Below are 21,831 nucleotides of genomic sequence, written 5' to 3' on the forward strand. Positions count from 1 at the left end.
CGCCCGTTACGGCGTGATGGCGTAGGGCAGCGGCGCCGTGGCGATGCGCGGGCCGTCAACCGCGCCCAGCCGCAGGTCGCCTTCCGGCAGGGCGGCCAACGTGGTTTCGAACAGCACTGATACCGTGTCGTGCGCGCGGGAAGCGTCGACGATGCGGCCGGCGGGTTCGCCGGGCTGGGTGGCGTCGAACACGTCCTTGCCGGCCAGCTCGGCGCCTGGCAGGTCCGCGCCGGCAATGGTGCCGAAGGCCATGCGGCGCTTGACCGTGCCGCGGTAGTGGCTGCGCGCCACCACTTCCTGGCCCGGATAACAGCCCTTGGTGAAGCTGACGCCCTGGATCAGGTCCAGGTTGACCGTTTGCGGGATGAAGACATCCTGGGTGGCGGTGGTGATCCAGGGAATGCCGGCGGCCAGGTCGGCGGCGTGCCATTGGGCGGCCGGGGCCAGCCCGAGCACGGCGGCCAGCGGCGCGGCCGCCGCCAGCTGCGCGTCGGAGGCGATCCACCACCAGCGCAGCGCGGAATCGGCGGAGGGGGCGGCGATCCAGGTGCCCGAGGGCAGCTCGGCGCGCTGCCACGGGGTGCGCGGCAGCGCGCCGGCGGCGGCTTCCAGCGCGGCCACCTGCGCCGGCGCGGACTGCACGCCAGCGATGTGCAGGGCGGCCGGGGCCAGCCTGGCCTTGGCGCGCAGCACGAACATGGACAGGCGCTTGACCAGGGCCGCGACCAGGTCCTGGCGCACCAGGCCGTAGAGACGCGGCGCGTCTTCGGCCGGATCGGCGCCGCGCCACATGACCAGCGTGGCCAGCAGGCGGCCCTTGGCGGTGCAATAGCCGGCCAGGCGGGCGGCGTCGGCCGGCAAGCCGGTGACGTCCTGCGTCAGCTGGCCGTGCAGGAAGGTCAGCGCGTCGGCGCCGCTGGCACCGAAAACCGCGAAATCCTCCAGGGGGGCGCATTGCGCGCAACCTTCGGCGCGCGCCGGGATCGAAGCAAAGAAAGCATGCATGGCTGGGTAGGCCCGAGACTCGTCATCAAAGGCTTGATGATAGCTGTGTTCTCATTCCGGCAGGCCCATGCCCGCGACGGGCAAAGGGGCGCGTGACGCGCTCCGGCCCTTGTTTTGCAGCGACAGGGGCGCGCGATCCATTAAACTTCCCACACTTATGAAGAAGCGACTCCGTTTTTACGTCCTGTGGTCTTTCCTGCTCATCGTGCTGGCCGCCGCCGCGGCTGTCGGCGCGGCCTGGCACTGGATGCACCGACCCATTCCCCTGTCGGCCGACAGGATCGATTTCGTGGTGGACCCGGGCAGCAGCCCGCGCACGGTCGCGCGCGCGCTCAATGCGGCCGGCGTGCCGGTCTGGGAGCCGGGGTTCGTGTGGATGGCGCGCCTGTCGGAACAGGACAAGCTGCTCAAGGCGGGCGGCTACCAGGCCATCAACGGCGATACGCCGTGGCTGCTGCTGCAACGCATGGCGCGCGGCGACATGACCCAGCGCCAGATCACCTTCCTGGAGGGCTGGACCTTCCGCCAGATCCGCCAGGCGCTGCGCGAGAACCCGGACGTCAAGCAGACGCTGGGCGACATCAGCGACGAGGCGCTGATGGAACGCCTGGGCTCGGACATCAAGCATCCGGAAGGCCTGTTCTTCCCCGATACCTACATCTTCACGCCGGGCAGCACCGATTACGACCTGCTGCGCCGTGCCTACCAGGAAGGCCAGCGCATCCTGGACGACACCTGGGCCAAGCGCCAATCCGGCCTGCCGCTGTCCACGCCGTACGAGGCGCTGGTGCTGGCCTCCATCATCGAGAAGGAAACCGGACACGGTCCCGACCGCCGCCGCGTGGCGGGGGTATTCGTCAATCGCCTCAAGATCGGCATGCTGCTGCAGACCGACCCCACCGTCATCTACGGCATGGGCGATGCCTACCAGGGCCGCATCCGCAAGCGCGACCTGCAGACCGACACGCCCTGGAACACCTACACGCGTCCGGGCCTGCCGCCCACGCCGATCGCGGCCGCCGGCCGCGCGGCGCTGCTGGCCGCGGTGCAGCCCGAGCAGCACAAGTTCCTGTTTTTCGTGTCGCGCGGCAATGGCACCAGCGAGTTCTCGGTGAACCTGTCCGAGCACAATCGCAACGTCTCCCGTTATATCCTGGGCCAGACGCCGGCGGCGCGGCCGGCCCCCGCCGGCAAGCCGCCGGCCCCAGCCGCGCCCTCGGGCGCGCCGGCCCCGGAACCCGCATCCACCCCCGCGCCGGACAGCGATCCGGCGCCAGCAGAAGGACAAGAGCAATGACCTCACGCGGACGTTTCATCACGCTGGAGGGAGTGGACGGCGCCGGCAAGAGCACCCACACCGAGTGGATCGCCGAGTTCCTGCGCGGCCAGGGCCTGGAGGTGGTGTCCACACGCGAACCCGGCGGCACGCCGCTGGGCGAAAAGCTGCGCGCGCTGGTGCTGACCGACCCGATGGGCCTGGACACAGAAACATTGCTGATGTTCGCGGCCCGCTGCGAGCACCTGCACCAGGTCATCGAGCCGGCGCTGGCGCGCGGCGCGTGGGTGGTGTGCGACCGCTATACCGACGCCACCTACGCCTATCAGGGCGGCGGCCGTGGTCTGGGCGCCGAACGCGTGGCCGCGCTGGAAACCTGGATGCAGGCGGGCCGGCCCGACCGTACCTGGCTGTTCGACGTGCCGCTGGAGGTGGCGCGCGCGCGCCTGGCCGACGCCCGCGAGCCGGACCGCTTCGAGCGCGAAGGCGCCGCCTTCTTCGAACGCACCCGCGCGGCCTACCAGGCCCGCGCCGCGGCCGAACCCGACCGCATCCGCGTGATCGATTCGACCCGCGCGATTGCCGCGATCCGCGCCGAACTCGAAGCCGGGCTGCGCGAACTGGTGGCGGTCCGGCCATGAGCGCGCCCCAGTTCCTGCCCTGGCAGATGGAGACGGCGCGCGCCTGGCTCGGCAACCGCGAGCGCTTCGCCCATGCCTGGCTGGTGCATGGCCTGGCTGGCATCGGCAAGCTCGATTTCGCGGTGGCCGCCGCCGCCAGCCTGCTGTGCGAGACGCCGCAGGACGGCCTGGCCTGCGGTCATTGCGCCGCCTGTGCCTGGTTCGCCAGCGGCAACCACCCCGACCTGCGCCGCATCCGGCCCGAGGCCGTGGCGGTCGAGGAGGGGGCCGACGCCGCCGAGGTCTCGGAAGACGCCGAACCCGCCGCCGGCGCGGCCAAGAAGGCGCCGTCCAAGGAAATCCGCATCGATCAGATCCGCTCGCTGGAATCCTGGTTCAACACCGCCACGCACCGGGGCGGCTGGCGCGTGGCGCTGCTGTATCCGGCGCACGCGCTGAACGTGGTGTCGGCCAATGCCCTGCTCAAGGTGCTGGAAGAGCCGCCGCCGCACACCGTGTTCCTGCTGGTGGCGGACGCGCCTGATCGCCTGCTGCCGACGCTGGTGTCGCGCTGCCGCCGCCTGCCGCTGCCGGCGCCCGATCCCGACACCGCGCTGCAATGGCTGCGCGACCAGAACGTGGAACCGGCGCGCGAATGGCTGGCCGCCGCGGGCGGTGCGCCGCTGGCGGCGCTGCGGCTGGCGCAGCATGCGGAAACGGCCTGCCCGCCATGGCTGACGCAACTGGTCGGCCCCCTGGCCAAGGGCCAGACGCCGGACGTCGGCACCCTGGCCGAGGCCCTGGAAAAGGCCGCGCCCGCCGAGTGGATCGACGCCTTGCAGCGCCTGTACACCGATCTGATGCTGGCCGCCGCCGGGGCGCCGGTGCGTTATTTCCCGACGCTGGCGGCGGCCGTGGCCGAGGTGGCGGGGCGCATGAACACCGCGCGTGCCGCCGAAGCGGCGCGCTGGCTCACGCGCCAGCGCGCGCTGGCCACGCACCCCCTGAACGGCAAGCTTTTCGCCCATGCGACGCTGCAGCGCGTGGTGCTATCCTGCCAGGCATAACCCGTCGTGACGCCGCCGGCCGCCACCCCGCCCGGGTGGCCGCGGCGGCGTCGCGCCATCCCTGATCCAAGCCTCATGTACGTCGATTCACACTGCCATTTGAACTTTCCCGAGCTGGCGGCCGACCTGCCCGCGATCCTCGATCGCATGGCCGCCAACCAGGTGACCCACGCGCTGGTGGTCAGCGTCAACATGCCCGAATGGCCGGGCCTGATGTCGCTGGTCGAGCCGCAGCCCAACCTGTGGGCTTCGGTCGGGGTGCATCCCGATTACGAAGACACGCCGGATCCGGAGCCGGAGGAACTGGCGCGCCTGTCGGCGCATCCCAAGGTGGTGGCGATCGGCGAGACCGGGCTCGACTATTACCGCCTGTCCGAGCCGCTGGACTGGCAGCGCGAGCGTTTCCGCCGCCACATCCGCGCGGCGCGCGACACCGGGCTGCCGCTGATCGTGCATACGCGTTCCTCGGCCGAGGACACGGTGCGGATGCTGCGCGAGGAACGCGCGGCCGAGGTCGGCGGCGTGATGCACTGTTTCACCGAGACCTGGGAAGTGGCCCAGGCCGCGCTCGACCAGAATTTCCTCATCTCCCTGTCCGGCATCGTGACCTTCAAGAACGCCCACGTGGTGCACGAGGTCGCCGCCAAGGTGCCGCTGGACCGGCTGCTGATCGAGACCGATTCGCCGTACCTGGCGCCGGTGCCGTACCGGGGCAAGCTCAACGATCCGTCCAAGGTGATCCACGTGGCCGAGAAGATCGCCGAGCTCAAGGGTATCAGCGTGGCCGAGGTGGCGCGGGCGTCAACCGATAATTTCTTTAATCTTTTCAGTAAGATAAAGAGATAATTTAAAGTCGAATATCTAAAGTAATTTATCAGGATGACCATGGCTGCCCGCAACGCGTTCTCCCGTCACCGCCTTGTTTCCCATTGCCGCGGCGCGCTGCTGGCGCTGTGTGTCGCCGTGGCGGCGCCGGCCGCCCAGGCGGCGGCCAATCCCTCGGACTGGTGGGTCTACGTTGCCAACGATTACCCCGACGAGATCAATGAACTGCTGGCCCGGGGCGCCGATCCCAACGTGCGCTACCGCAACGGCCAGCCGGCCCTGATGCGGGCGGTGGTGGATGGCGCCTGGAAAGTCTTCGACGCGCTGGCGGCCAATCCGCGCACCGACGTCAATGCCGAGAATCCGGCGGGCGAGACCCCGCTGATGTACCTGGCCATCGCCGGCCAGGTAGACCGCGCCCGCAGCCTGATGGCGCGCGGGGCCCAGGTCAACCGCCTGGGCTGGACGCCGCTGCACTATGCCGCGTCCAAGGGCCAGCTGGCGATGGCGCGGCTGTTGCTGGACAACAAGGCCATGGTGAACGCACCCGCGCCCAACGGCGAGACGCCGTTGATGATGGCGGCGCTGTCGGGCAACAGGGCAATGGTGGACCTGCTGCTGAAGGCGGGGGCCGACGTCACCACGCGCGACACCAAGGGCCAGGACGCGTCCGATTGGGCGACCACGGGCAAGTCCGCCAAGCTGGCCGCGGAACTGAAGACCCTGATCGCCCAGCAGGAGGACGCCAAACGGGCCCGCCGCGCCAGCGCGCCGCCCGAACCCGAGACGCCGGTGCCGGGAGCCGCGGACGGCGACGTCGCGGGCGCCGCGATGCCCGCTGCCACGGACGCAACGCCCGCCGCGCCGGCGCAGGCGTCCCCGCCAGCCCCCGCTGCGCAGGACGCCAGCCCGAAGTCCGCGCCCAGCGTCGGTGGCGTGTCGGGCGTGCGGTTGAACAACTACGACCAGCCTGCGGCGCCCTGAGCGCCTGCGGTCCCGCTTCCTTGCAAACCCGCCCGATGGCGGGTTTTTTCTTGCCCGTCCGGCCGGTGCGCGGGGAGGGCGCGAGGATCGACGGCTTCCCGCGCATGGCCCCGCGAGACCGACTCAAGCCGTGCCGCGTCGGATTTTTCGCCTCCTTTGTTCGGGGTTTTCCCTTGTTATTCTCAATTTATGGGAAATATAGGTCGTTTTTGCACCATGAATTGATAATCTGGCGGCCATCAACATCTGGAGTGCTTTTCGATGGATCAGTCGGTAGGGGCGGGCGCGGACCGCGTGCTGTACGTGTTGGCCACGCTGGCCCGGCACGACGGCCCCCTGAGCATCGCCGCGCTGGCGGAAAAGACCGGCCTGGCCCAGAGCACCCTGTACCGCCAGGTGGCGCTGCTCAAGCGCTGGGGCTTCGTCGCCGAGCATGAGGGTGAATACGGCCCCGGCCCGCTGTGCGTGCAACTGGCCTGGGGCTTCGACCAGTCCTCTTTCCTGATCCACGAAGCGCAGCCGGACATGGCCGCCCTGGCGGCGGCGTCGGGCGAGACCATCGGCCTGCTGGTGGCCGTCAAGGACCAGGCGGTATGCCTGGACATGGTCGAAAGCCAGCATCCGCTGCGGTGCTCCTTCACCAAGGGCCGCGGCCTGCCGCTGGCGCGTGGCGCCTCGGCCAAGTCGCTGCTGGCGTTCATGCCGGCGGCACGGCTGCAGGCTGCGCTGGCCGTGCTGGCCAGGGAATCGGGCCTGGACCCGGCGCGCCTGGCCGACGAACTGGAGGCCATCCGCGCCCAGGGCTATGCCGTGACCGACAGCGAAGTCGACGCCGGCGTCTGGGGCGTGAGCGTGCCGATCTTCCAGCGCGCCAACCAGGCGGTGGCCTCCATCACGCTGATGGCGCCGTCCACCCGCGCCGCCCAGCGGCCGCAGGCCTTCATCGACCTGACCGTCGCCGCCGCCCGCCGCATCTCGGGCAAGTTGCAGGCGCACTGACCTATTTCGTACCCGGATTCCTCGTTGTCCCCGCCATTCCCGCCTCATCTCTAGACACCGCCACACCCGTTACGCCGCTCCGATCGCCGTATCCGCATCCACTTTTTCTTTCAGGATTCGCCATGACTACTCGCCGCACCCTGTTGACCGCCGCCCTGACCCTGGGCCTGGCCTGGAGCATGGGCACCGCCCACGCCCAGGAAACCATCCGCGCCGTGACCGACGCCACCTTCCCGCCCATGGAGTTCGTCAAGGACGGCAAGCGCACCGGCTTTGACATCGAACTGGTCGAGGCCCTGGCCGCCGCCATGGGCAAGAAGGTCGAATGGATCGACATCGACTTCAAGGGCCTGATTCCCGCCCTGCAGGCCGGCCGCGCCGACATCGCCGTGTCCGCCATCTACATCACGCCCGAGCGCAGCAAGGTGGTGGACTTCACCGACCCGTACTACGCCGGCGGCCTGGTGGTGCTGACCAAGAAGGACGGCCCGGTCAAGACCTTGAAGGACCTGGACGGCCGCAAGGTGTCGGTGCAGGTCGGCACCAAGTCGGTCAACTACCTGAAGGAACACTACCCGTCGGTGCAGCGCGTCGAGGTCGAGAAGAACCAGGAGATGTTCAACCTGGTGCAGATCGGCCGCGCCGATGCCGCCGTCACCGGCAAGCCGGCCGCCAAGCTGTTCGCCCAGAGCACCACCGACCTGACCGTGCTGGCCGACCAGATCACCACCGAGGACTACGGCATCGCCGTGCCCAAGAACAAGCCGGAACTGACGCGCGGCCTGAATGAGGCGCTGCAGAAGATCAAGGCCGATGGCAGCTACCAGGCCATCGTCAACAAGTGGTTCGAGGCGCCCGCGAAATGAACCTGGATTTTGCTCCCGTCTTCGCCGACTTCGACGCGCTGGTGCGCGGCGCGGTGGTCACCATCGAGGTGACCGCCGGCGCCTTGCTGCTGGGCTGTGTCATCGGCCTTCTGGTCGGCGTTGGCCGGCTCAACCCGCAGCGCAGCATCATCTACAACCTGTGCAGCGTCTATCTGCTGTTCTTTCGCGGCACGCCGCTGCTGGTGCAGCTGTTCATCTGGTTCTTCGGCCTGCCGCAGTTCGGCGTGACGCTGCCGGCGTTCGCCTGCGGCGTGCTGGGGCTGGGCATGTATTCCGGCGCCTACGTGTCGGAAATCGTGCGCGGCGCGATCCAGTCGGTCGACCGCGGCCAGACCGAGGCCGCCCGCTCGCTGGGCATGTCGTCGGGCCAGGCCATGCGCATCATCATCCTGCCGCAGGCGGTGGTGCGCATGATCCCGCCGCTGGGCAACGAATTCATCGCGCTGATCAAGAATTCGGCGCTGGTGTCGCTGCTGACGATCCATGACCTGATGCACGAAGGGCAGAAGATCATCAGCGTGTCGTACCGCTCGCTGGAAACCTATCTGGTGGTGGCGCTGATCTACCTGGTCCTGACCACGGCCGCCATGTTGATACTGCGCAGGATCGAGCAACGCCTGCGCGCGGGGGGGATGGTGCAATGAACGCCGCGAATCCGAAAGAAATGATCCGCATCCGCGGCCTGCAGAAATCCTACGGCGACCACGCCGTGCTGCGCGGCATCGACTTCGATGTGCTGCCGTCGCAGGTGGTGGTGGTGATCGGCCCCAGCGGTTCGGGCAAAAGCACCTTGCTGCGTTGCTGCAACGGGCTGGAAGTGGCCCAGGGCGGCACCGTGGAGATCTGCGGCCAGACGTTGCAGAACGAAGGCGAGCTGTTGCCCGAGGCCGAGCTGAACCGCCTGCGCATGCAGGTCGGCATGGTGTTCCAGGGCTTCAACCTGTTCCCGCACCTGTCGGTGCTGGACAACGTCACCGTCGGGCCGCGCAAGCTGCGCGGCATGGGGCGCGACGAGGCCAACGCGCTGGCCGAGGACCTGCTGCGCAAAGTTGGCCTGGCGCAGAAGATGTCGGCCATGCCGGCCAGCCTGTCGGGCGGCCAGAAGCAGCGCGTGGCGATCGCCCGCGCGCTGGCGATGCAGCCCAAGGTCATGCTGTTCGACGAACCGACCTCGGCGCTGGATCCGGAGCTGGTGGGCGAAGTGCTGCAGGTCATGAAACTGCTGGCGCGCGAAGGCATGACCATGATGGTCGTGACCCACGAAATGGGCTTCGCCCGAGACGTGGCCGACGTGGTCGCGGTGATGGACGGCGGCGTGATCCTGGAGTCGGGCGCGCCCGAGGTCATCTTCAGCCAGCCGCGCGAGGCCCGCACCCGCGAATTCCTGCAGGCCGTGCTGAGCGCGGGGCAGGGGGCGGCATGACGGCGGCGCAATTCGACAAGAGCCTGTGGACCGCGCGCGACGACAGCGCCGAGCGCGGCGACACGCGCCGCCTGGCGCACATCGTCGAGCCGGCCGCCGGCCAGGCGCCGGCCGCGGGCGAGCCGGTGCTGCTGGGATTCGCCTGCGATGCGGGCGTGGCCCGCAACCAGGGTCGCGTCGGCGCGGCCGCCGGCCCGGCCGGCATCCGCAAGTACATGGCCGGCCTGCCGGCGCACGGCCTGACGCGCCTGCTGGACGCGGGCGACGTGGCCTGCGAGGGGGACCAGTTGGAGGACGCGCAGGAGCGCCTGGGCCTGGCGGTGGCCGACCTGCTGCGCCAGGGCACCCGCCCGCTGGTGCTGGGCGGCGGCCACGAAATCGCCTGGGGCAGCTTCCAGGGCCTGGCGCGCTGGCTGGCCGACCGCGGCGACGACGGCCCGGTGCTGGTGCTGAACCTGGACGCGCATTTCGATCTGCGCACCGGCCGGCCGGGCAGTTCCGGCACGCCGTTCGACCAGATCGCGCATTACTGCGAGGCGCACGGGCTGGCGCTGCAATACGCCTGCCTGGGCGTGTCGCGGCTGGCCAATACGCCGGCGCTGTATGCGCGCGCGGCGGAAGTGGGCGCGGTGTGGGTCGAGGACCGCGACATGCAGGAACGCCACCTGGCGGCGCGCCTGGCCAATGTCGATGCCTTGCTGGCGCGGGCCCGCCATGTCTACCTGACCATCGATCTGGACGTGCTGCCGGCGGCGGTGATGCCGGGCGTGTCGGCGCCGGCGCCCTATGGCGTGCCGATGGCGGTGATCGAGGAGATCGTGCTGCGCGTCAAGGCCAGCGGCAAGCTGCGCCTGGCCGACATGGCCGAGTACAACCCGCGCTTCGACATCGACGGCCATGGCGCCCGCGCGGCGGCGCGCCTGGCCTGGCAACTGCTGTCCGCATGACACGGTGCGCGGCGCAACGTCCGCCGCGCACCCGGGCCCGCCGTCATGCCCGCCGGGGCGAGCGTGACGGCGGGCCTTTTTACGCCTGCGGCGCAACCAGCGGGATCGACATCTCGTGATGGAAGAGATTGTCGGGGTCGACGTTGCGCTTGGTGGCGATCAGCGCGGCGGTCTTGTTGCCGTAGTACAGGTCGAGCCATTGCGGGTCGACCTGGGTGTGGCTGGCGTCGGTGTACTTCATGTCGGTGTCGGGGTAGTTGATGTAGCACCCCTCGAACGGCGAACCCGGCTGGTTGCTGGGCTTGCCGCCGTACTGCGCGAAGTACTCGTCGTACAGGTCGGCGATCCACTTGATGTGGAAGGCGTCCTGGGCTGGGTCGGTCCAGTACACCTGGAACTGCGACTTCAGCAGCGACGAGCGCTGGCATACGCTGGTCGGGTTGGCGGCTTCGTCGTTGCGGTTGATGCGGCCGCCGTACGAGTCGATCTGCACCAGCGCCTGGTTCAGGCGCGGGTCGTCCGAGCCGTTCAGGTACTCCCACATGGCCATGATTTCGACGTCGCTGAAATTGGCCTTGTGATACGCGGACTTGTACTTGCCGCGCTGGTTGCTGCCCGAGCCGTTGATGCTTTGCGTCAGCCACAGCCAGTCCATCTTCTGCGCATCGTTCACGGCGTGCGCCAGCAGGCGCGGGGCCGGTTCGGCCATGCGGTGCGACGGGCCGTGCCAGCTGGTGGCCAGGTTGACGCCGGGCGCCGCGCCGGCCGCCGCGTTCATGGTGGCGACGAAATCCAGGAACGGCTGGTCGCGCGCGCCGCCCACCTTGCCGTCCTTGCCGGTGTACTGGATGCTGAGCACCACGTCGCCGGTGGAACGGTGCTGCACCTTCAGCAAGGTGAACAGGCCGCCGTTGGCCTTGGCCGGATCGGGGCTGTTCCAGTCCGCGTCATGGTCGGCGAACCATTGCCAGTAGGCGCGCATGAAGCGGGCGAAGTTGGCGCGGCCGGCCGTGCCGGTGCCGAAGCTGGCCCAGGGATAGGACAGCGACAGCCAGTAGGCCTCCTGCGGCGCGACCGGCAGTTCGGCGTAGTAGTAGGTCAGGATGATGCCGAAGTTGCCGCCGCCGCCGCCGCGGCAGGCGATGAAGAGGTCGCGGTCGGCGCCGGCGCTGTGCAGGTTGACATGCTTGGGCACCAGTTTGCGCGAACCCGGGCCCTGCGGCACCAGGATGTCCACGCCCGACAGCCAGTCCACCGTCAGGCCATGCAGGCGCGACAGCAGGCCGTAGCCGCCGCCGACGATGTGGCCGCCCGAACCGACCGAATAGCACGAGCCGCCGGGCAGGGTGCGGTTGGCGGTCTTGTACAGGTCCAGGTAGCCGTCCCAGTTCTGGTTGCCCGCCGCGGCCGCGAAACGGTAGAGGGCGGCGGGGTTCCAGGGCGAGGCAATGTCGCCGGCCTCGCGGTAGCGCAGGCCGGTCATCAGGCTCAGGTCGATGATGGCCAGGGGTTGGCCGTGGTCCTCGGGCAGTTTGTTGGCCACGAAACCTTCGTAGCAGTGGCCGCCGCTGCGCACCGTGATGCGGCAGCCCTGAGCCAGCGCGGCATTGGCCGCGTCCAGCACGTCCTGCGGGGTCTTGCAGACATAGATGGCGTTGGCGCCCTGGCCCGTGGTGGGGAAGCGCAGGTTGAAACCCTTTTGCAGGGTCGCGTAACGCGGGTCATTGCTGTCAATCAGGGAAAAATCCGACATGCGCACCTCTATGGTTGATTTTCATAAGTGCAGGATGCAAGCGGGGGTCGCCCGCCGGCAACGCGGGATGACAAGCTTTGGAAGCCGCCGGTGCCGGGTACCGCTAAAACCGGGGCCGGTTGATTCTGATTCAACTGGATGACGCTTTCAAGCAAGGTGCGACAGGCGCCCCGGGCCGGACTGACACGCGAATGTGATGTGGCGTCGGGGCGCAAGCAAGAGGGGGAGGGGGCGGCCGGGGCGCGGTAGGCAGGGCCTTGCTGGCGCGGGTGTCTGGGCTGGGGCCGGGCGAGTCGAGTGGGCGGGGCGGGCGCGCACGGGGTGGACGCTGCCGACGAGCGGGGCTAGGATAGGCGCAGCGTTTCGGCAGGCTCGGTGACGCTCACGGTCTTCATTTCCGTATTATGTCCCCAATTAATATTTTTCCATAAAATATGGGGACACAATAAGGATATGGATAAAATGGCGCAACTTTGTCAGGAGAGCATGTTCATGTCTCAAACTCCCACCCATGCCTTGCCGTCTTATCTGAATGCCGACGAACTCGGCCCCTGGGGTAATTACCTGCAACAAGTCGACCGGGTCACGCCGTACCTCGGTTCGCTGGCGCGCTGGGTCGAGACCCTGAAGCGTCCGAAGCGCTCGCTGATCGTCGATGTGCCGATCGAGCTGGACAATGGCAGCGTGGCCCACTTCGAGGGTTATCGCGTGCAGCACAACACCTCGCGCGGTCCGGGCAAGGGCGGCGTGCGTTTCCACCAGGACGTGACGCTGTCGGAAGTGATGGCGCTGGCCGCCTGGATGTCGGTCAAGAACGCCGCGGTCAACCTGCCGTACGGCGGCGCCAAGGGCGGCATCCGCGTCGACCCGCGCAAGCTGTCGCAGTCCGAGATCGAGCGCATGACGCGCCGCTACACCTCGGAAATCGGCGTCATCATCGGCCCGTCCAAGGACATTCCCGCCCCTGACGTGAACACCAACGCCCAGACCATGGCCTGGATGATGGACACGTACTCCATGAACGAAGGCTCGACCGCCACCGGCGTCGTGACCGGCAAGCCGATTGCGCTGGGCGGCAGCCTGGGCCGCGTCGAGGCCACCGGCCGCGGCGTGTTCGTGGTCGGCTGCGAAGCCGCGCGCGACCTGAACATCGACGTGTCCAAGGCGCGCGTGGTGGTGCAGGGCTTCGGCAACGTGGGTGGCACCGCCGCCCGCCTGTTCCATGAAGCCGGCGCCAAGGTCATCGCGGCCCAGGACCACACCGGCACGGTGCACAACGCCGCCGGCCTGGACGTCCACAAGCTGCTGTCGCACGTGTCGCAGCATGGCGGCGTGGGCGGCTTCTCCGGCGGCCAGGCGATGGACAAGAACGAGTTCTGGACGCTCGAAACCGAATTCCTGATCCCGGCGGCCCTGGAAAGCCAGATCACCGCCGACAACGCCGCCAAGGTGCGCGCCAAGATCGTGGTGGAAGGCGCCAACGGCCCGACCACCCCGGAAGCCGACGACATCCTGTTCGAGCACGGCGTGTACGTGGTGCCGGACGTGCTGGCCAACGCCGGCGGCGTGACGGTGTCGTACTTCGAATGGGTGCAGGACTTCTCCAGCTTCTTCTGGAGCGAGGACGAAATCAACCAGCGCCTGGAACGCATCATGCGCGAGGCCTATGCCTCGATCGCGCTGGTGGCCAAGGAGCACAAGGTGACGCTGCGCACCGCCGCGTTCATCGTAGCTTGCACGCGCATCCTGCAGGCCCGCCAGGTGCGCGGCCTGTACCCGTAAGTCCTTCTGGCGCCGGGCCCGGCCCGGCGCGCGGAGGAGCCAGAGGAAGACAGGAAAACCGCCCCGACAGGGGCGGTTTCCATTTTGGGCCGCGGAGTTGGCGGGACGCGTCGCTTACGGCGGGATGGCGGCCACCGGCGCCGCCGGCCGGAACGCGCGGGTCCTCAGGACTTGGGCAGCAGTTTCGGCTTGAGGATGCCGCGCAGGTCCGAGTACGGAATGCTCAGTTCCGGTTCGCCATGCGAGTAGGGGGCGATCGAGTAGGCGTCGTACTTGACCACGATGCCGTCGCGCGTGAGCGCGAAGTTGTCGCTTTCCTGGAACGGCCACATCTTGTTGTAGGCCGCCGGGTCGCGCTTGGCGTCCGCATTGCCGGCCAGCCACTTGGCGTGCGCCTGGCGCAAGGCGGCGACGTATTCGGCGCGGCGCCCGGGGATCAGGGCCTCGTCCAGCGCCATGACGCGGCCGCGGCTGCGCTCCCAGTTCAGGTATTGGGTGGCGGGAATGCCGTGCGCGGCGCCGGTCAGGAACTGCTCGGTGTGCAGCTCGATCGAGACGATGTCGCCCACGGTGTCCTTGACACTGGCCTTGAAGTAGGTGGCGTCGCGCGGGCGCGCGGTGGACCAGAAATACTGCGTGTATTCCGACAGCGTCTCGTACGGGCCGCGGCGATTGGCGTCGGTGCCGGTCATGTAGGCCAGTACGTGGTCGACCAGCGCGGTCAGCTTGGGGATGCCGGGAAAGGCCACGCTGTCGATCTCGATGCGCGGGCAGTCGCCCTTGCAGTCGGGCTTGTTGGACGCCCACTTGATGCGCTCGGTGGCCAGGTCGCCGATCTTCTCGGGCGTGGCCGTGCCGGCCGTTGGCGAGTCCAGGGTGATGTTGGCGGGGGGCGAACTGCCGCAGCCGGCCAGGGCCAGCAGGACGGCTCCCAGACCCGCGGCGGACAGGCCGCGCGGCTTGCGGGGAAGACGCATTGAACTACCTCCAGAAAACCCGGCCGCGCCCGCGGGCGCGACCGTCCGACTCAAACCCGCGGCGCCTCAGGGGACGACCGCGGTCCATTCGGGCGTGGAGAACTTTTCGGCGGCCTGGGCCTCGGCCTGGGCCAGCGTGGCCGCGCCCAATTGGCCCGGCGTCAGCCGGTGCAGGCTGGCGAAGGTGTCCACCATGCGCTGGATGATGACCTCGCGCGCCAGCCCGGTCTGGGTGCGCAGCGGGTCGACCCGCTTCTTGGCGCTGGTGGTGCCCTTGTCCGACAGTTTCTCGCGCCCGATGCGCAAGACTTCCACCATTTTATCGGCGTCGATGTCGTAGGACATGGTGACGTGGTGCAGCACTGCCCCTGCGCGGCGCGCCTGGGCCGCGCCGCCGATCTTGCCGATGTCCGAGGCGATGTCGTTGAGCGGCTGGTACCAGGCCTTGATGCCCAGCCCCTGCAGGGCCTGCAGCACCCACGCGTCCAGGAAGGCATAGCTTTCCTGGAAGCTCATGCCGTGCACCAGCGCCTGCGGCGCGCTCAGCGAATAGGTGATGCTGTTGCCCGGCTCGATGAACATGGCGCCGCCGCCGCTGACGCGGCGCACGACCTCGATGCCGTGGCGCCGGGCGCCTTCGGGATCGACTTCGTTCTTGAGCGATTGGAAGCGGCCGATCACGACCGCGGGCGCCGACCATTCCCAGATGCGCAGGGTGGGCGGGCGCGTGCCGGCGCCGACCTCATCGGTGATGACGGCGTCCAGCGCCATGTGCAGCGCGGGGCGCTGCGGGGCTTCGTGGATCAGTTGCCAGTCGTAGTCGTTCCAGTCGGTGCGCGTCATGCCAGCGCCCTCCGCAGCACCACCGCCACGGCCTCGGCCGAGAAGCCGAACATTTCGGTGTCGGGCGGCAGCGCCGACTGCACCGCCAGCGCCAGTTCCAGTTCGCCGGCGTCGGCCGGCAGGCCGTTCAGGCCGCGGTTGATGGCTTCCAGCGCCTCGGGCGGTTCCAGGAAGAAATCACCGCTGATGCGGACGTCGGCCAGGCGGCCGTCGCGGACTTCCAGGTCCGCGACCACCAGCTTGCCGCCGGGGACTTTGTATTCGCCGTGCATGGGCGCTCCTTGTGTATCAGGCCTGGCGCCGGGGGCGGCGCTACAGGCTCAGTTTCATGCCGTCATGGCTGGCCACGAAACCCAGGCTTTCGTAGAAGCGGCGGGCGTCGGGCCGGGCGCGGTCGGTGGTCAGCTGCACCATGGCGCATCCCTGCGCGCGGCACTGCTCGATGGCCCACTCGAACATGGCGCGTCCCAGGCCCTGGCCGCGCGCCGACGAGGCGATGCGCACGCTTTCGATCTGTCCGCGCCATTGGCCCAGCCGCGACAGGCCGGGTATGAACGATAACTGCAAACAGCCGATCAGGCGCGCGTCGCGCTCGACCACCGCGAAGTACTGGTTCGGGTCCTGCTCGATGGCGGCAAAAGCCGCAGTGTAGCGGGGGTTGAGCGGAATCGAGGGATCTTCGCGCTTGGCGCCGAGTTCGTCGTCGGCCAGCATGGCCACGATCTCGGGCAGGTCGCCCACGCGCGCGCGGCGGAACCGCAGCGGGGAATCGGTCATGGCGGCCTCCGCTCAGCGCACGTTCTGGGCGGTCTGGCCGAACAGGATGCGGCGCGATTCCTCGTCGCTGACCGACGGCGCGGTGTTGACCTTGTCGGCCAGCGCGTAGGCGCGCTGCACGGCCGGGCGCGCGGCGATGGCGTCGAACCAGCGCTTCAGGTGCGGGAAGTCGTTCAGGTCCTGGCCCTGCTTGGCGTGCGGCACGATCCAGGGGTAGGACGCCATGTCGGCGATGGAGTAGTCGCCGGCGACGAATTCGCGGTCGGCCAGGCGCTTGTTCAGCACGCCGTAGAGGCGGTTGGTTTCCTTGACGTAGCGCTCGATGGCGTAGGGGATGCGCTCGGGCGCGTAACCCGAGAAGTGGTGGTTCTGGCCGGCCATGGGGCCCAGGCCGCCCATCTGCCAGAACAGCCATTGCGAGACCTCGGCGCGGCCGCGCAGATCGGCGGGCAGGAAGCGGCCGGTTTTTTCGGCCAGGTACTGCAGGATGGCGCCAGACTCGAACAGCGACAGCGGCGCGCCGCCGTCGGCCGGCTGCTGGTCGACGATGGCGGGAATGCGGTTGTTGGGCGCGATGGCCAGGAATTCGGGCTTGAACTGGTCGCCCTTGCTGATGTTGACCGGGTGGATCTCGTACGGCAGTCCGGCTTCTTCCAGGAAAATCGTGATCTTGTGGCCGTTCGGGGTGGTCCAGTAATAGAGATCGATCATGGGGATTCCTCAGCGTCTTGGCGCCGCCGGCCACTGCCGGCGGATCGGAAGGCCCATGATAGCGGCGCCCCGGGCGCGCGGCCGAATACCCGGGGGCGCGGTGCGGGTTTGGCTCGCGCTTCAGGGTCGGGCCGCGCCTGGCCGCGCGCCGCCGCGCAGGCGCCACTGCCAGTTCAGGCTGACGCCGGCGGCCGCCAGGAAGATCATGGCCACGCCCAGCACCTGGGTGGCGTCCATGTGGTGGCCGTACACCACCAGGTCCAGCAGGATCGCCACGGCCGGGTAGATGAAGCTCAGGGCGGCGGTCGAGGTGGTCGGCAGCTTCTGGATCGCCGAGTACATCAGGATGTACATCAGGCAGGTGTGGACCAGGCCCAGCGCCGCCAGGTAGCCCCATTGCAGCGGCGCGGCGGGCAGCGCCTGGAAGTCGGCCATCGGCAGCAGCATCACCGCGCCCAGCGTCACCTGCACCAGCGCCAGCACCTGCGGCGGGATGCCCTTCAGGCGCTTGACGATGACGGCGGTGACGCCGTAGAGCGCCGCCGCGCCCAGCCCCAGCAGCAGGCCCGACAGATAGGCGTCGCCGCCGCTATGGTCGGTGAGCTTGAGCACCAGCAGCAGGCCGGCGAAGGCGATCACCGACCAGGCCAGCTTGCCGCGCGTGGGCCGTTCGCCCAGAAACAGCGCGCCCAGGCCGATCAGGAAGAAGGGCTGCACGTTGTAGACGGCGGTGGCCAGCGAGATCGAGGCCAGCCGGTAGGCCGAGAACAGCAGCACCCAGTTCAGCACCAGCGCGGCGCCGGCGGCCAGGGCCAGCGCCAGAGTGCGGGCCGTGAACAGGCCGGGCTTGAGCAGGCCGCGCGCCCAGCAATACAGGAACAGCGACAGGGCGCCGAAGACGCAGCGGAAGAACACCACGTTCCAGGCGCTCTGGCCGGATTCCAGGACGAACACGCCCAGGGTGCCGGACAGGGTCATGGCGGCGGCCATCTGGGCCAGGCCAATGCGATCGGATGAGGGGGACATGGAAGGCTCCAGGGGACCATGCGGTCCGTGATTCGATGGAGAAATTATCCCAGGCCGATCAGCACGGTTATATGATGTTGCTGCGGCAGTTTTGTGTTTGAACCTTCGTTCGGGTGGAATTTATGCAGAATGACCTAAAGAATGAAAGTCCGGTCCTGGACGGCATCGACCGCCGCCTGGTGGAGATGCTGACGGCCAATGCGCGCACCACCACCGCCGACCTGGCGCGCCAGGTCGGGATGTCCGCGCCGAGCGTGGCCGACCGCCTGCGGCGGCTGGAGGAATCGGGGGTGATCCGCGCCTACACGCTGGACGTCGATCCGGTGGCGCTGGGCTATACGCTCGAAGCGATCGTGCGCATCCGGCCGTTGCCCGGGCAGTTGGGGCGGGTCGAAGGACTGATCCAGGAGATTCCGGAATTCGTGGCGTGCGACAAGGTCACGGGCGACGACTGCTTCTTCGCGCGCATGGTGCTGCGTTCGATCTCGCACCTGGACGGCATCCTGGAACGCGTGACCGAATTCGCCGAAACCAACACCGCCATCGTCAAGGCGCACACGGTGCGCGGCCGCCTGCCGCCGCTGCGTTGAGCGGCGCGGCGGGATGCGTGCCGGATTGGGGGAGCAGGGCGGCGGGCGTGACGATTCAGTGGCCGGCCCCTGACCCGGGATGGCCGGGCGGACGGCCTCGGGACGAATCAGGCGGCCGGCGCCGCCAGGGCGCGGACGATGTCGTCCTTCAGGCCCGCCGGCGTGTCGGTGGGGGCGTAGCGCTTGATCACCTGGCCGTCGCGGCCCACCAGGAACTTGGTGAAGTTCCACTTGATGCCCTCGGTGCCGAAGACGCCGGGCTTCTCGCCCTTGAGCCAGCGGTACAGCGGGTCGGCGTTGGCGCCGTTGACGTCGATCTTGGCGAACAGCGGGAAGGTGACGTCGTACTGCGTGGTGCAGAAATCAAGGATCTCGGCCTCGTTGCCCGGCTCCTGGCGGCCGAACTGGTCGCACGGGAAGCCCAGCACCGTCAGGCCGTCGTCGCGCAAGGCGCGGTACAGCTCTTCCAGGCCCGAATACTGCGGCGTAAAGCCGCATTTCGAGGCCACGTTCACCACCAGCAGGACCCGGCCGCGGTAGGCGGCCAGCGGCTGGTCGGCGCCGTGGATGTCGCGGGCCGAGAAATCGTAGATCGTGCTCATGCGGGCTCCCAGGGGTCAGGCGTCGGAACGGGACGAGGCCAGCGCGCCGGCCGGCGGCGTCTGCGTCATCCCGGCGTGGCGCCCATAGTAGCGCGTACCCCACAGGGTCAGCAGCAACACCGCCGCGGTGATGGCCGCCGACATCCACGGCAGATCGGTCAGCGGCAGGCCGTGGCCCAGTGCCAGGCTGCCCAGCCAGGCGCCGCCGGCGTTGCCCAGGTTGAAGGCGCCCTGGTTCAGCGTCGAGGCCAGGTTGGGGGCCTCGGCCGCCTGGTCCACGATCAACGTCTGCAGCAGCGGCACCACGGCAAAGCCGAACGTGCCCCAGATGAAGGTCATCACCAGCATCGGCGCCAGCGCGTGGATGGCCTGGCTGAGCGCCAGGAACACCAGCAGCAGGCCCAGGAAGATGCGGCGCAGCGACACTTCCAGGTTGCGGTCGCCCAGCTTGCCGCCGAGTGTGCTGCCCACCGTGAGCGCGACGCCGAACAGCAGCAGCACGCCGGTCACGCCGCGTTCGGACACGCCGGTGATGTCGCGCAGGATCGGCGCGATGTAGGTCAGCACGCAGAACAGCGCGGCCGAGGCCAGCACGCTGGCCAGCAGCGGCCACAGCACGCGCACGTCGCGCAGTACGCGGAATTCGCGCAGGATGTTGCCGGGCTGCATCGGGATGCGGCCGGGCAGCCAGGCCGCCAGCGCCGCCACCGCGGCCAGGCCGATGGCGCTGACCACCCAGAAGGTCGAGCGCCAGCCCGCCACCTGGCCCAGCGCGGTGCCCAGCGGCACGCCCAGCACGTTGGCCAGCGTCAGGCCGGTGAACATCAGCGCGATGGCGCTGGAGCGCTGGTGGCGCGGCACCAGGTCGGCCGCCACCACCGCGCCGATGCCGAAGAAGGCGCCATGGCAGAAGGCGGTGAAGACGCGCGCGGCCATCAGCGTGCCGTAGCCCGGCGCCAGCGCGCAGAGCAGGTTGCCCAGCACGAAGGTGCTGGCCAGGCCGATCAGCGTGGCCTTGCGCGGCAGCCGAGCGGTGATGATGGCCATGATGGGCGCGCCGATCACGACGCCCATGGCGTAGCCGGTGATCAGCAGGCCGGCGATGTCGATGCTGACGTCGAGGTCGGCGGCGACGTTGGGCAACAGCCCCATGATGACGAATTCGCTGGTGCCGATGCCGAAGGCGGCGGCGGCCAGCGCGATGAGATGCAGGGGCATGTAAAACCGGCGAGAGGGCCGGGCGTTCGGGGCCGCGGCGACAGGGAAGGGAGCGCGAATTTTAGAGCAGCCGCGCGCGCGCCGCCGCAAATCCCTGTCGGCGTTGCGGGTATGCCCGTGTTGCGATGCTATCCCCGCGCGGCGCGGGGCTATTGCCGTCGCGACGTGGGCCGCGGCCTATCATGTGCCATCGCTGTCAGCGCAATCGGCGCAAAGGAGGCCGGCCATGCGGGAAATGATCGATCGTCTGGAAACCATGTTGGCCAAGGGCACCGACAACATGTTGTTGCGATTCTCGCTGGGCAAGGCCTACGCCGAACAGGAGTGCTTTGGCGATGCCGAAACGCACTTGCGCGCCTCGCTCGCCTTCGATCCCGCCTATTCGGTGGCCTGGAAGTGGCTGGGCAAGGCCTGCCTGGGGCGGGGTGACAAGGCCGGCGCGCGCGAGGCCTGGGAGGCCGGCCTGAAGGCCGCGCAGGCGCGCGGCGACAAGCAGGTGGAAAAGGAACTGCTGGTGTTCATGAAGCGCCTGGACAAGGACGCGGCCGTCGCCCCATGACACGCCGGTCGGCCCGGCCTGGCGCCGCTCAGGCGTCGGCCGCGGCGTCGACCAGCCATTGCTTCAAGGCCGCCAGCGCCGGCGCCGCGCCCGCCGGCGTGGCGCGCGATTCGATCAGCCCGTAGCTGGAGCCGTCGGGCGTGAAATCCAGCGGCGCCACCAGGCGGCCGCTGCGCAGGTCGTCCAGCGCCAGGATGCGCGGACTGAGCGCCACCCCGAGGCCGGCGGCGGCCGCTTCCACCATCAGGAAATGATGATCCAGGCTGCGGGTGGCGCGCGGGGCGGGCCGCCCCGGGGCTTGATTCAGCCAGTCGTCCCAGGCGCGCGGCCGGGTGCGCGAGGACAGCGCCACGTAGTCGCCGGCCTGGAACGCGGGCAACAGCGACGGGGCCATGACCGGGCCCATGTTTTCCGCCATCAGCGGCGTGACGATCCAGTCGGGATGCACCGGGAAGTCCAGGCGCCGCAGCGCCAGCGTGGCCTGGTCGCGGGCGAAGTCCAGCGGGCCGCCGCCGACCGACAGGTGCAGTTCGATCTGCGGATGCCGGTCCTGGAATGCCGACAGCCGCGGGATCAGCCAGCGCATGGCCACCGAGCGCTCGCAGGACAGCACCAGCGGCCGCCGCGTATCGCGCGCCTGCAGGGTGTCGATGGTGTCCTGGATCAGCGCCAGCGCGCGCTGCATGGTCGAGGCCAGCAACTGGCCGTCCGCGGTGACGCGCAAGCCGCGGCCGGCGGGCTCCACCAGGGCCAGCCCGAGGTCGTCGGCCAGCTTGGCCAGGCGCCGGCTGACCGCGCCGTGGGTCAGCGCCAGTTCGTCGGCGGCCGCGCGCACCGAGCCCAGGCGGGCGACCGCCTCGAAGGCGCGAAGGTCGTTCAGGGAGGGGCGGCGGGTCGGCTTCATTGGTGATCTTTAATCACGAATAATCGTCAGAAATGATCGATTTTCCTGGTGGGTGA

Annotated in this window: 24 protein-coding genes; 13 read left to right on the top strand and 11 right to left on the bottom strand. The window is 69.1% G+C overall.

Features of this window, described 5'->3' with window-relative positions; translation table 11 throughout:
• Positions 1-6: 6 nt before the first annotated feature.
• Entirely contained in the window at positions 7-1,005 is a 999-nt protein-coding gene (ygfZ, locus tag AC6CR5_RS03440; RefSeq protein ID WP_020927393.1) for a CAF17-like 4Fe-4S cluster assembly/insertion protein YgfZ, read from the bottom strand.
• Positions 1,006-1,162: 157 nt separating this feature from the next.
• Between ygfZ and mltG the strand changes: the two genes are divergently transcribed.
• The 10 genes from mltG to hutG all read left to right on the top strand — a co-directional run bounded on the left by mltG (position 1,163) and on the right by hutG (position 10,033).
• On the top strand, positions 1,163-2,302 hold the full coding sequence (gene mltG / locus AC6CR5_RS03445; RefSeq protein ID WP_020927394.1) for an endolytic transglycosylase MltG: 1,140 nt from the start codon (positions 1,163-1,165) through the stop codon (positions 2,300-2,302).
• Positions 2,299-2,922 carry a dTMP kinase gene (gene tmk, locus AC6CR5_RS03450; RefSeq protein WP_006384542.1) on the top strand — a complete coding sequence of 208 codons (624 nt, stop codon included), beginning with the start codon at positions 2,299-2,301 and terminating at the stop codon, positions 2,920-2,922. The genes mltG and tmk overlap by 4 nt, the downstream gene beginning before the upstream one ends.
• The gene (gene holB / locus AC6CR5_RS03455; RefSeq protein WP_020927395.1) at positions 2,919-3,968 is read left to right on the top strand and encodes a DNA polymerase III subunit delta'; all 1,050 of its coding nucleotides are present in this window, start codon (positions 2,919-2,921) and stop codon (positions 3,966-3,968) included. The genes tmk and holB overlap by 4 nt, the downstream gene beginning before the upstream one ends.
• A 75-nt stretch (positions 3,969-4,043) precedes the next feature.
• Positions 4,044-4,814 carry a TatD family hydrolase gene (locus AC6CR5_RS03460; protein WP_020927396.1) on the top strand — a complete coding sequence of 257 codons (771 nt, stop codon included), beginning with the start codon at positions 4,044-4,046 and terminating at the stop codon, positions 4,812-4,814.
• 39 nt (positions 4,815-4,853) lie between these two features.
• Positions 4,854-5,777: an ankyrin repeat domain-containing protein gene (locus AC6CR5_RS03465; protein WP_020927397.1), complete on the top strand. Its 924-nt coding sequence runs from the start codon at positions 4,854-4,856 to the stop codon at positions 5,775-5,777.
• Positions 5,778-6,038: 261 nt separating this feature from the next.
• Positions 6,039-6,776, top strand: coding sequence for an IclR family transcriptional regulator (locus tag AC6CR5_RS03470; RefSeq protein WP_006385305.1), 738 nt, complete (start codon positions 6,039-6,041; stop codon positions 6,774-6,776).
• Between the two features lie 122 nt (positions 6,777-6,898).
• Positions 6,899-7,642, top strand: coding sequence for a transporter substrate-binding domain-containing protein (locus tag AC6CR5_RS03475; RefSeq protein ID WP_006385306.1), 744 nt, complete (start codon positions 6,899-6,901; stop codon positions 7,640-7,642).
• Entirely contained in the window at positions 7,639-8,307 is a 669-nt protein-coding gene (locus tag AC6CR5_RS03480) for an amino acid ABC transporter permease (protein ID WP_006385307.1), read from the top strand. The genes AC6CR5_RS03475 and AC6CR5_RS03480 overlap by 4 nt, the downstream gene beginning before the upstream one ends.
• Positions 8,304-9,086, top strand: a complete 783-nt coding sequence (locus tag AC6CR5_RS03485) for an amino acid ABC transporter ATP-binding protein (RefSeq protein WP_020927398.1) — start codon at positions 8,304-8,306, stop codon at positions 9,084-9,086. Before AC6CR5_RS03480 ends, AC6CR5_RS03485 begins: the two co-directional genes overlap by 4 nt.
• Entirely contained in the window at positions 9,083-10,033 is a 951-nt protein-coding gene (gene hutG, locus AC6CR5_RS03490) for a formimidoylglutamase (RefSeq protein WP_038503394.1), read from the top strand. The genes AC6CR5_RS03485 and hutG overlap by 4 nt, the downstream gene beginning before the upstream one ends.
• A 79-nt stretch (positions 10,034-10,112) precedes the next feature.
• On the opposite strand, the gene AC6CR5_RS03495 is transcribed toward hutG, so the two are convergent.
• Positions 10,113-11,786 (bottom strand): FAD-binding oxidoreductase, encoded by a 1,674-nt coding sequence (locus AC6CR5_RS03495; RefSeq protein WP_241117894.1) that lies wholly within the window; start codon positions 11,784-11,786, stop codon positions 10,113-10,115.
• A 492-nt stretch (positions 11,787-12,278) separates the two neighbouring features.
• Between AC6CR5_RS03495 and AC6CR5_RS03500 the strand changes: the two genes are divergently transcribed.
• Entirely contained in the window at positions 12,279-13,568 is a 1,290-nt protein-coding gene (locus AC6CR5_RS03500) for a Glu/Leu/Phe/Val family dehydrogenase (RefSeq protein ID WP_006385312.1), read from the top strand.
• A 164-nt stretch (positions 13,569-13,732) separates the two neighbouring features.
• Here AC6CR5_RS03500 and AC6CR5_RS03505 read toward each other — a convergent pair whose 3' ends face one another.
• The 6 genes from AC6CR5_RS03505 to AC6CR5_RS03530 all read right to left on the bottom strand — a co-directional run bounded on the left by AC6CR5_RS03505 (position 13,733) and on the right by AC6CR5_RS03530 (position 17,902).
• Positions 13,733-14,545: an RsiV family protein gene (locus tag AC6CR5_RS03505; RefSeq protein ID WP_026384945.1), complete on the bottom strand. Its 813-nt coding sequence runs from the start codon at positions 14,543-14,545 to the stop codon at positions 13,733-13,735.
• Between the two features lie 66 nt (positions 14,546-14,611).
• A complete protein-coding gene (locus AC6CR5_RS03510) occupies positions 14,612-15,388 on the bottom strand; it encodes a lipoate--protein ligase family protein (protein ID WP_006385314.1) in 777 nt (258 codons plus the stop codon).
• Positions 15,385-15,660: a lipoate-protein ligase small subunit gene (lplB, locus tag AC6CR5_RS03515; protein ID WP_006385315.1), complete on the bottom strand. Its 276-nt coding sequence runs from the start codon at positions 15,658-15,660 to the stop codon at positions 15,385-15,387. Before lplB ends, AC6CR5_RS03510 begins: the two co-directional genes overlap by 4 nt.
• Positions 15,661-15,700: 40 nt before the next feature.
• Positions 15,701-16,165, bottom strand: coding sequence for a GNAT family N-acetyltransferase (locus AC6CR5_RS03520; RefSeq protein WP_006385316.1), 465 nt, complete (start codon positions 16,163-16,165; stop codon positions 15,701-15,703).
• Positions 16,166-16,177: 12 nt separating this feature from the next.
• Positions 16,178-16,876: a glutathione S-transferase N-terminal domain-containing protein gene (locus tag AC6CR5_RS03525; RefSeq protein WP_026384946.1), complete on the bottom strand. Its 699-nt coding sequence runs from the start codon at positions 16,874-16,876 to the stop codon at positions 16,178-16,180.
• Between the two features lie 120 nt (positions 16,877-16,996).
• Positions 16,997-17,902, bottom strand: a complete 906-nt coding sequence (locus AC6CR5_RS03530; RefSeq protein ID WP_054444975.1) for a DMT family transporter — start codon at positions 17,900-17,902, stop codon at positions 16,997-16,999.
• Between the two features lie 122 nt (positions 17,903-18,024).
• On the opposite strand from AC6CR5_RS03530, the gene AC6CR5_RS03535 reads away from it, so the two are divergent.
• Positions 18,025-18,492 carry an Lrp/AsnC family transcriptional regulator gene (locus AC6CR5_RS03535; RefSeq protein ID WP_498085262.1) on the top strand — a complete coding sequence of 156 codons (468 nt, stop codon included), beginning with the start codon at positions 18,025-18,027 and terminating at the stop codon, positions 18,490-18,492.
• 107 nt (positions 18,493-18,599) lie between these two features.
• Here the strand turns inward: AC6CR5_RS03535 and AC6CR5_RS03540 are convergent, their stop codons facing one another.
• Entirely contained in the window at positions 18,600-19,094 is a 495-nt protein-coding gene (locus AC6CR5_RS03540) for a glutathione peroxidase (protein WP_020927406.1), read from the bottom strand.
• Between the two features lie 15 nt (positions 19,095-19,109).
• Positions 19,110-20,312: an MFS transporter gene (locus tag AC6CR5_RS03545; RefSeq protein WP_054444973.1), complete on the bottom strand. Its 1,203-nt coding sequence runs from the start codon at positions 20,310-20,312 to the stop codon at positions 19,110-19,112.
• Positions 20,313-20,538: 226 nt separating this feature from the next.
• On the opposite strand from AC6CR5_RS03545, the gene AC6CR5_RS03550 reads away from it, so the two are divergent.
• Complete coding sequence (locus tag AC6CR5_RS03550) at positions 20,539-20,871, top strand: hypothetical protein (RefSeq protein ID WP_020927408.1); 333 nt, start codon at positions 20,539-20,541, stop codon at positions 20,869-20,871.
• A 28-nt stretch (positions 20,872-20,899) separates the two neighbouring features.
• On the opposite strand, the gene AC6CR5_RS03555 is transcribed toward AC6CR5_RS03550, so the two are convergent.
• Positions 20,900-21,775: a LysR substrate-binding domain-containing protein gene (locus AC6CR5_RS03555; protein ID WP_026384951.1), complete on the bottom strand. Its 876-nt coding sequence runs from the start codon at positions 21,773-21,775 to the stop codon at positions 20,900-20,902.
• Positions 21,776-21,831 lie beyond the last annotated feature (56 nt).

Source organism: Achromobacter sp. EG18 (assembly GCF_059759395.1).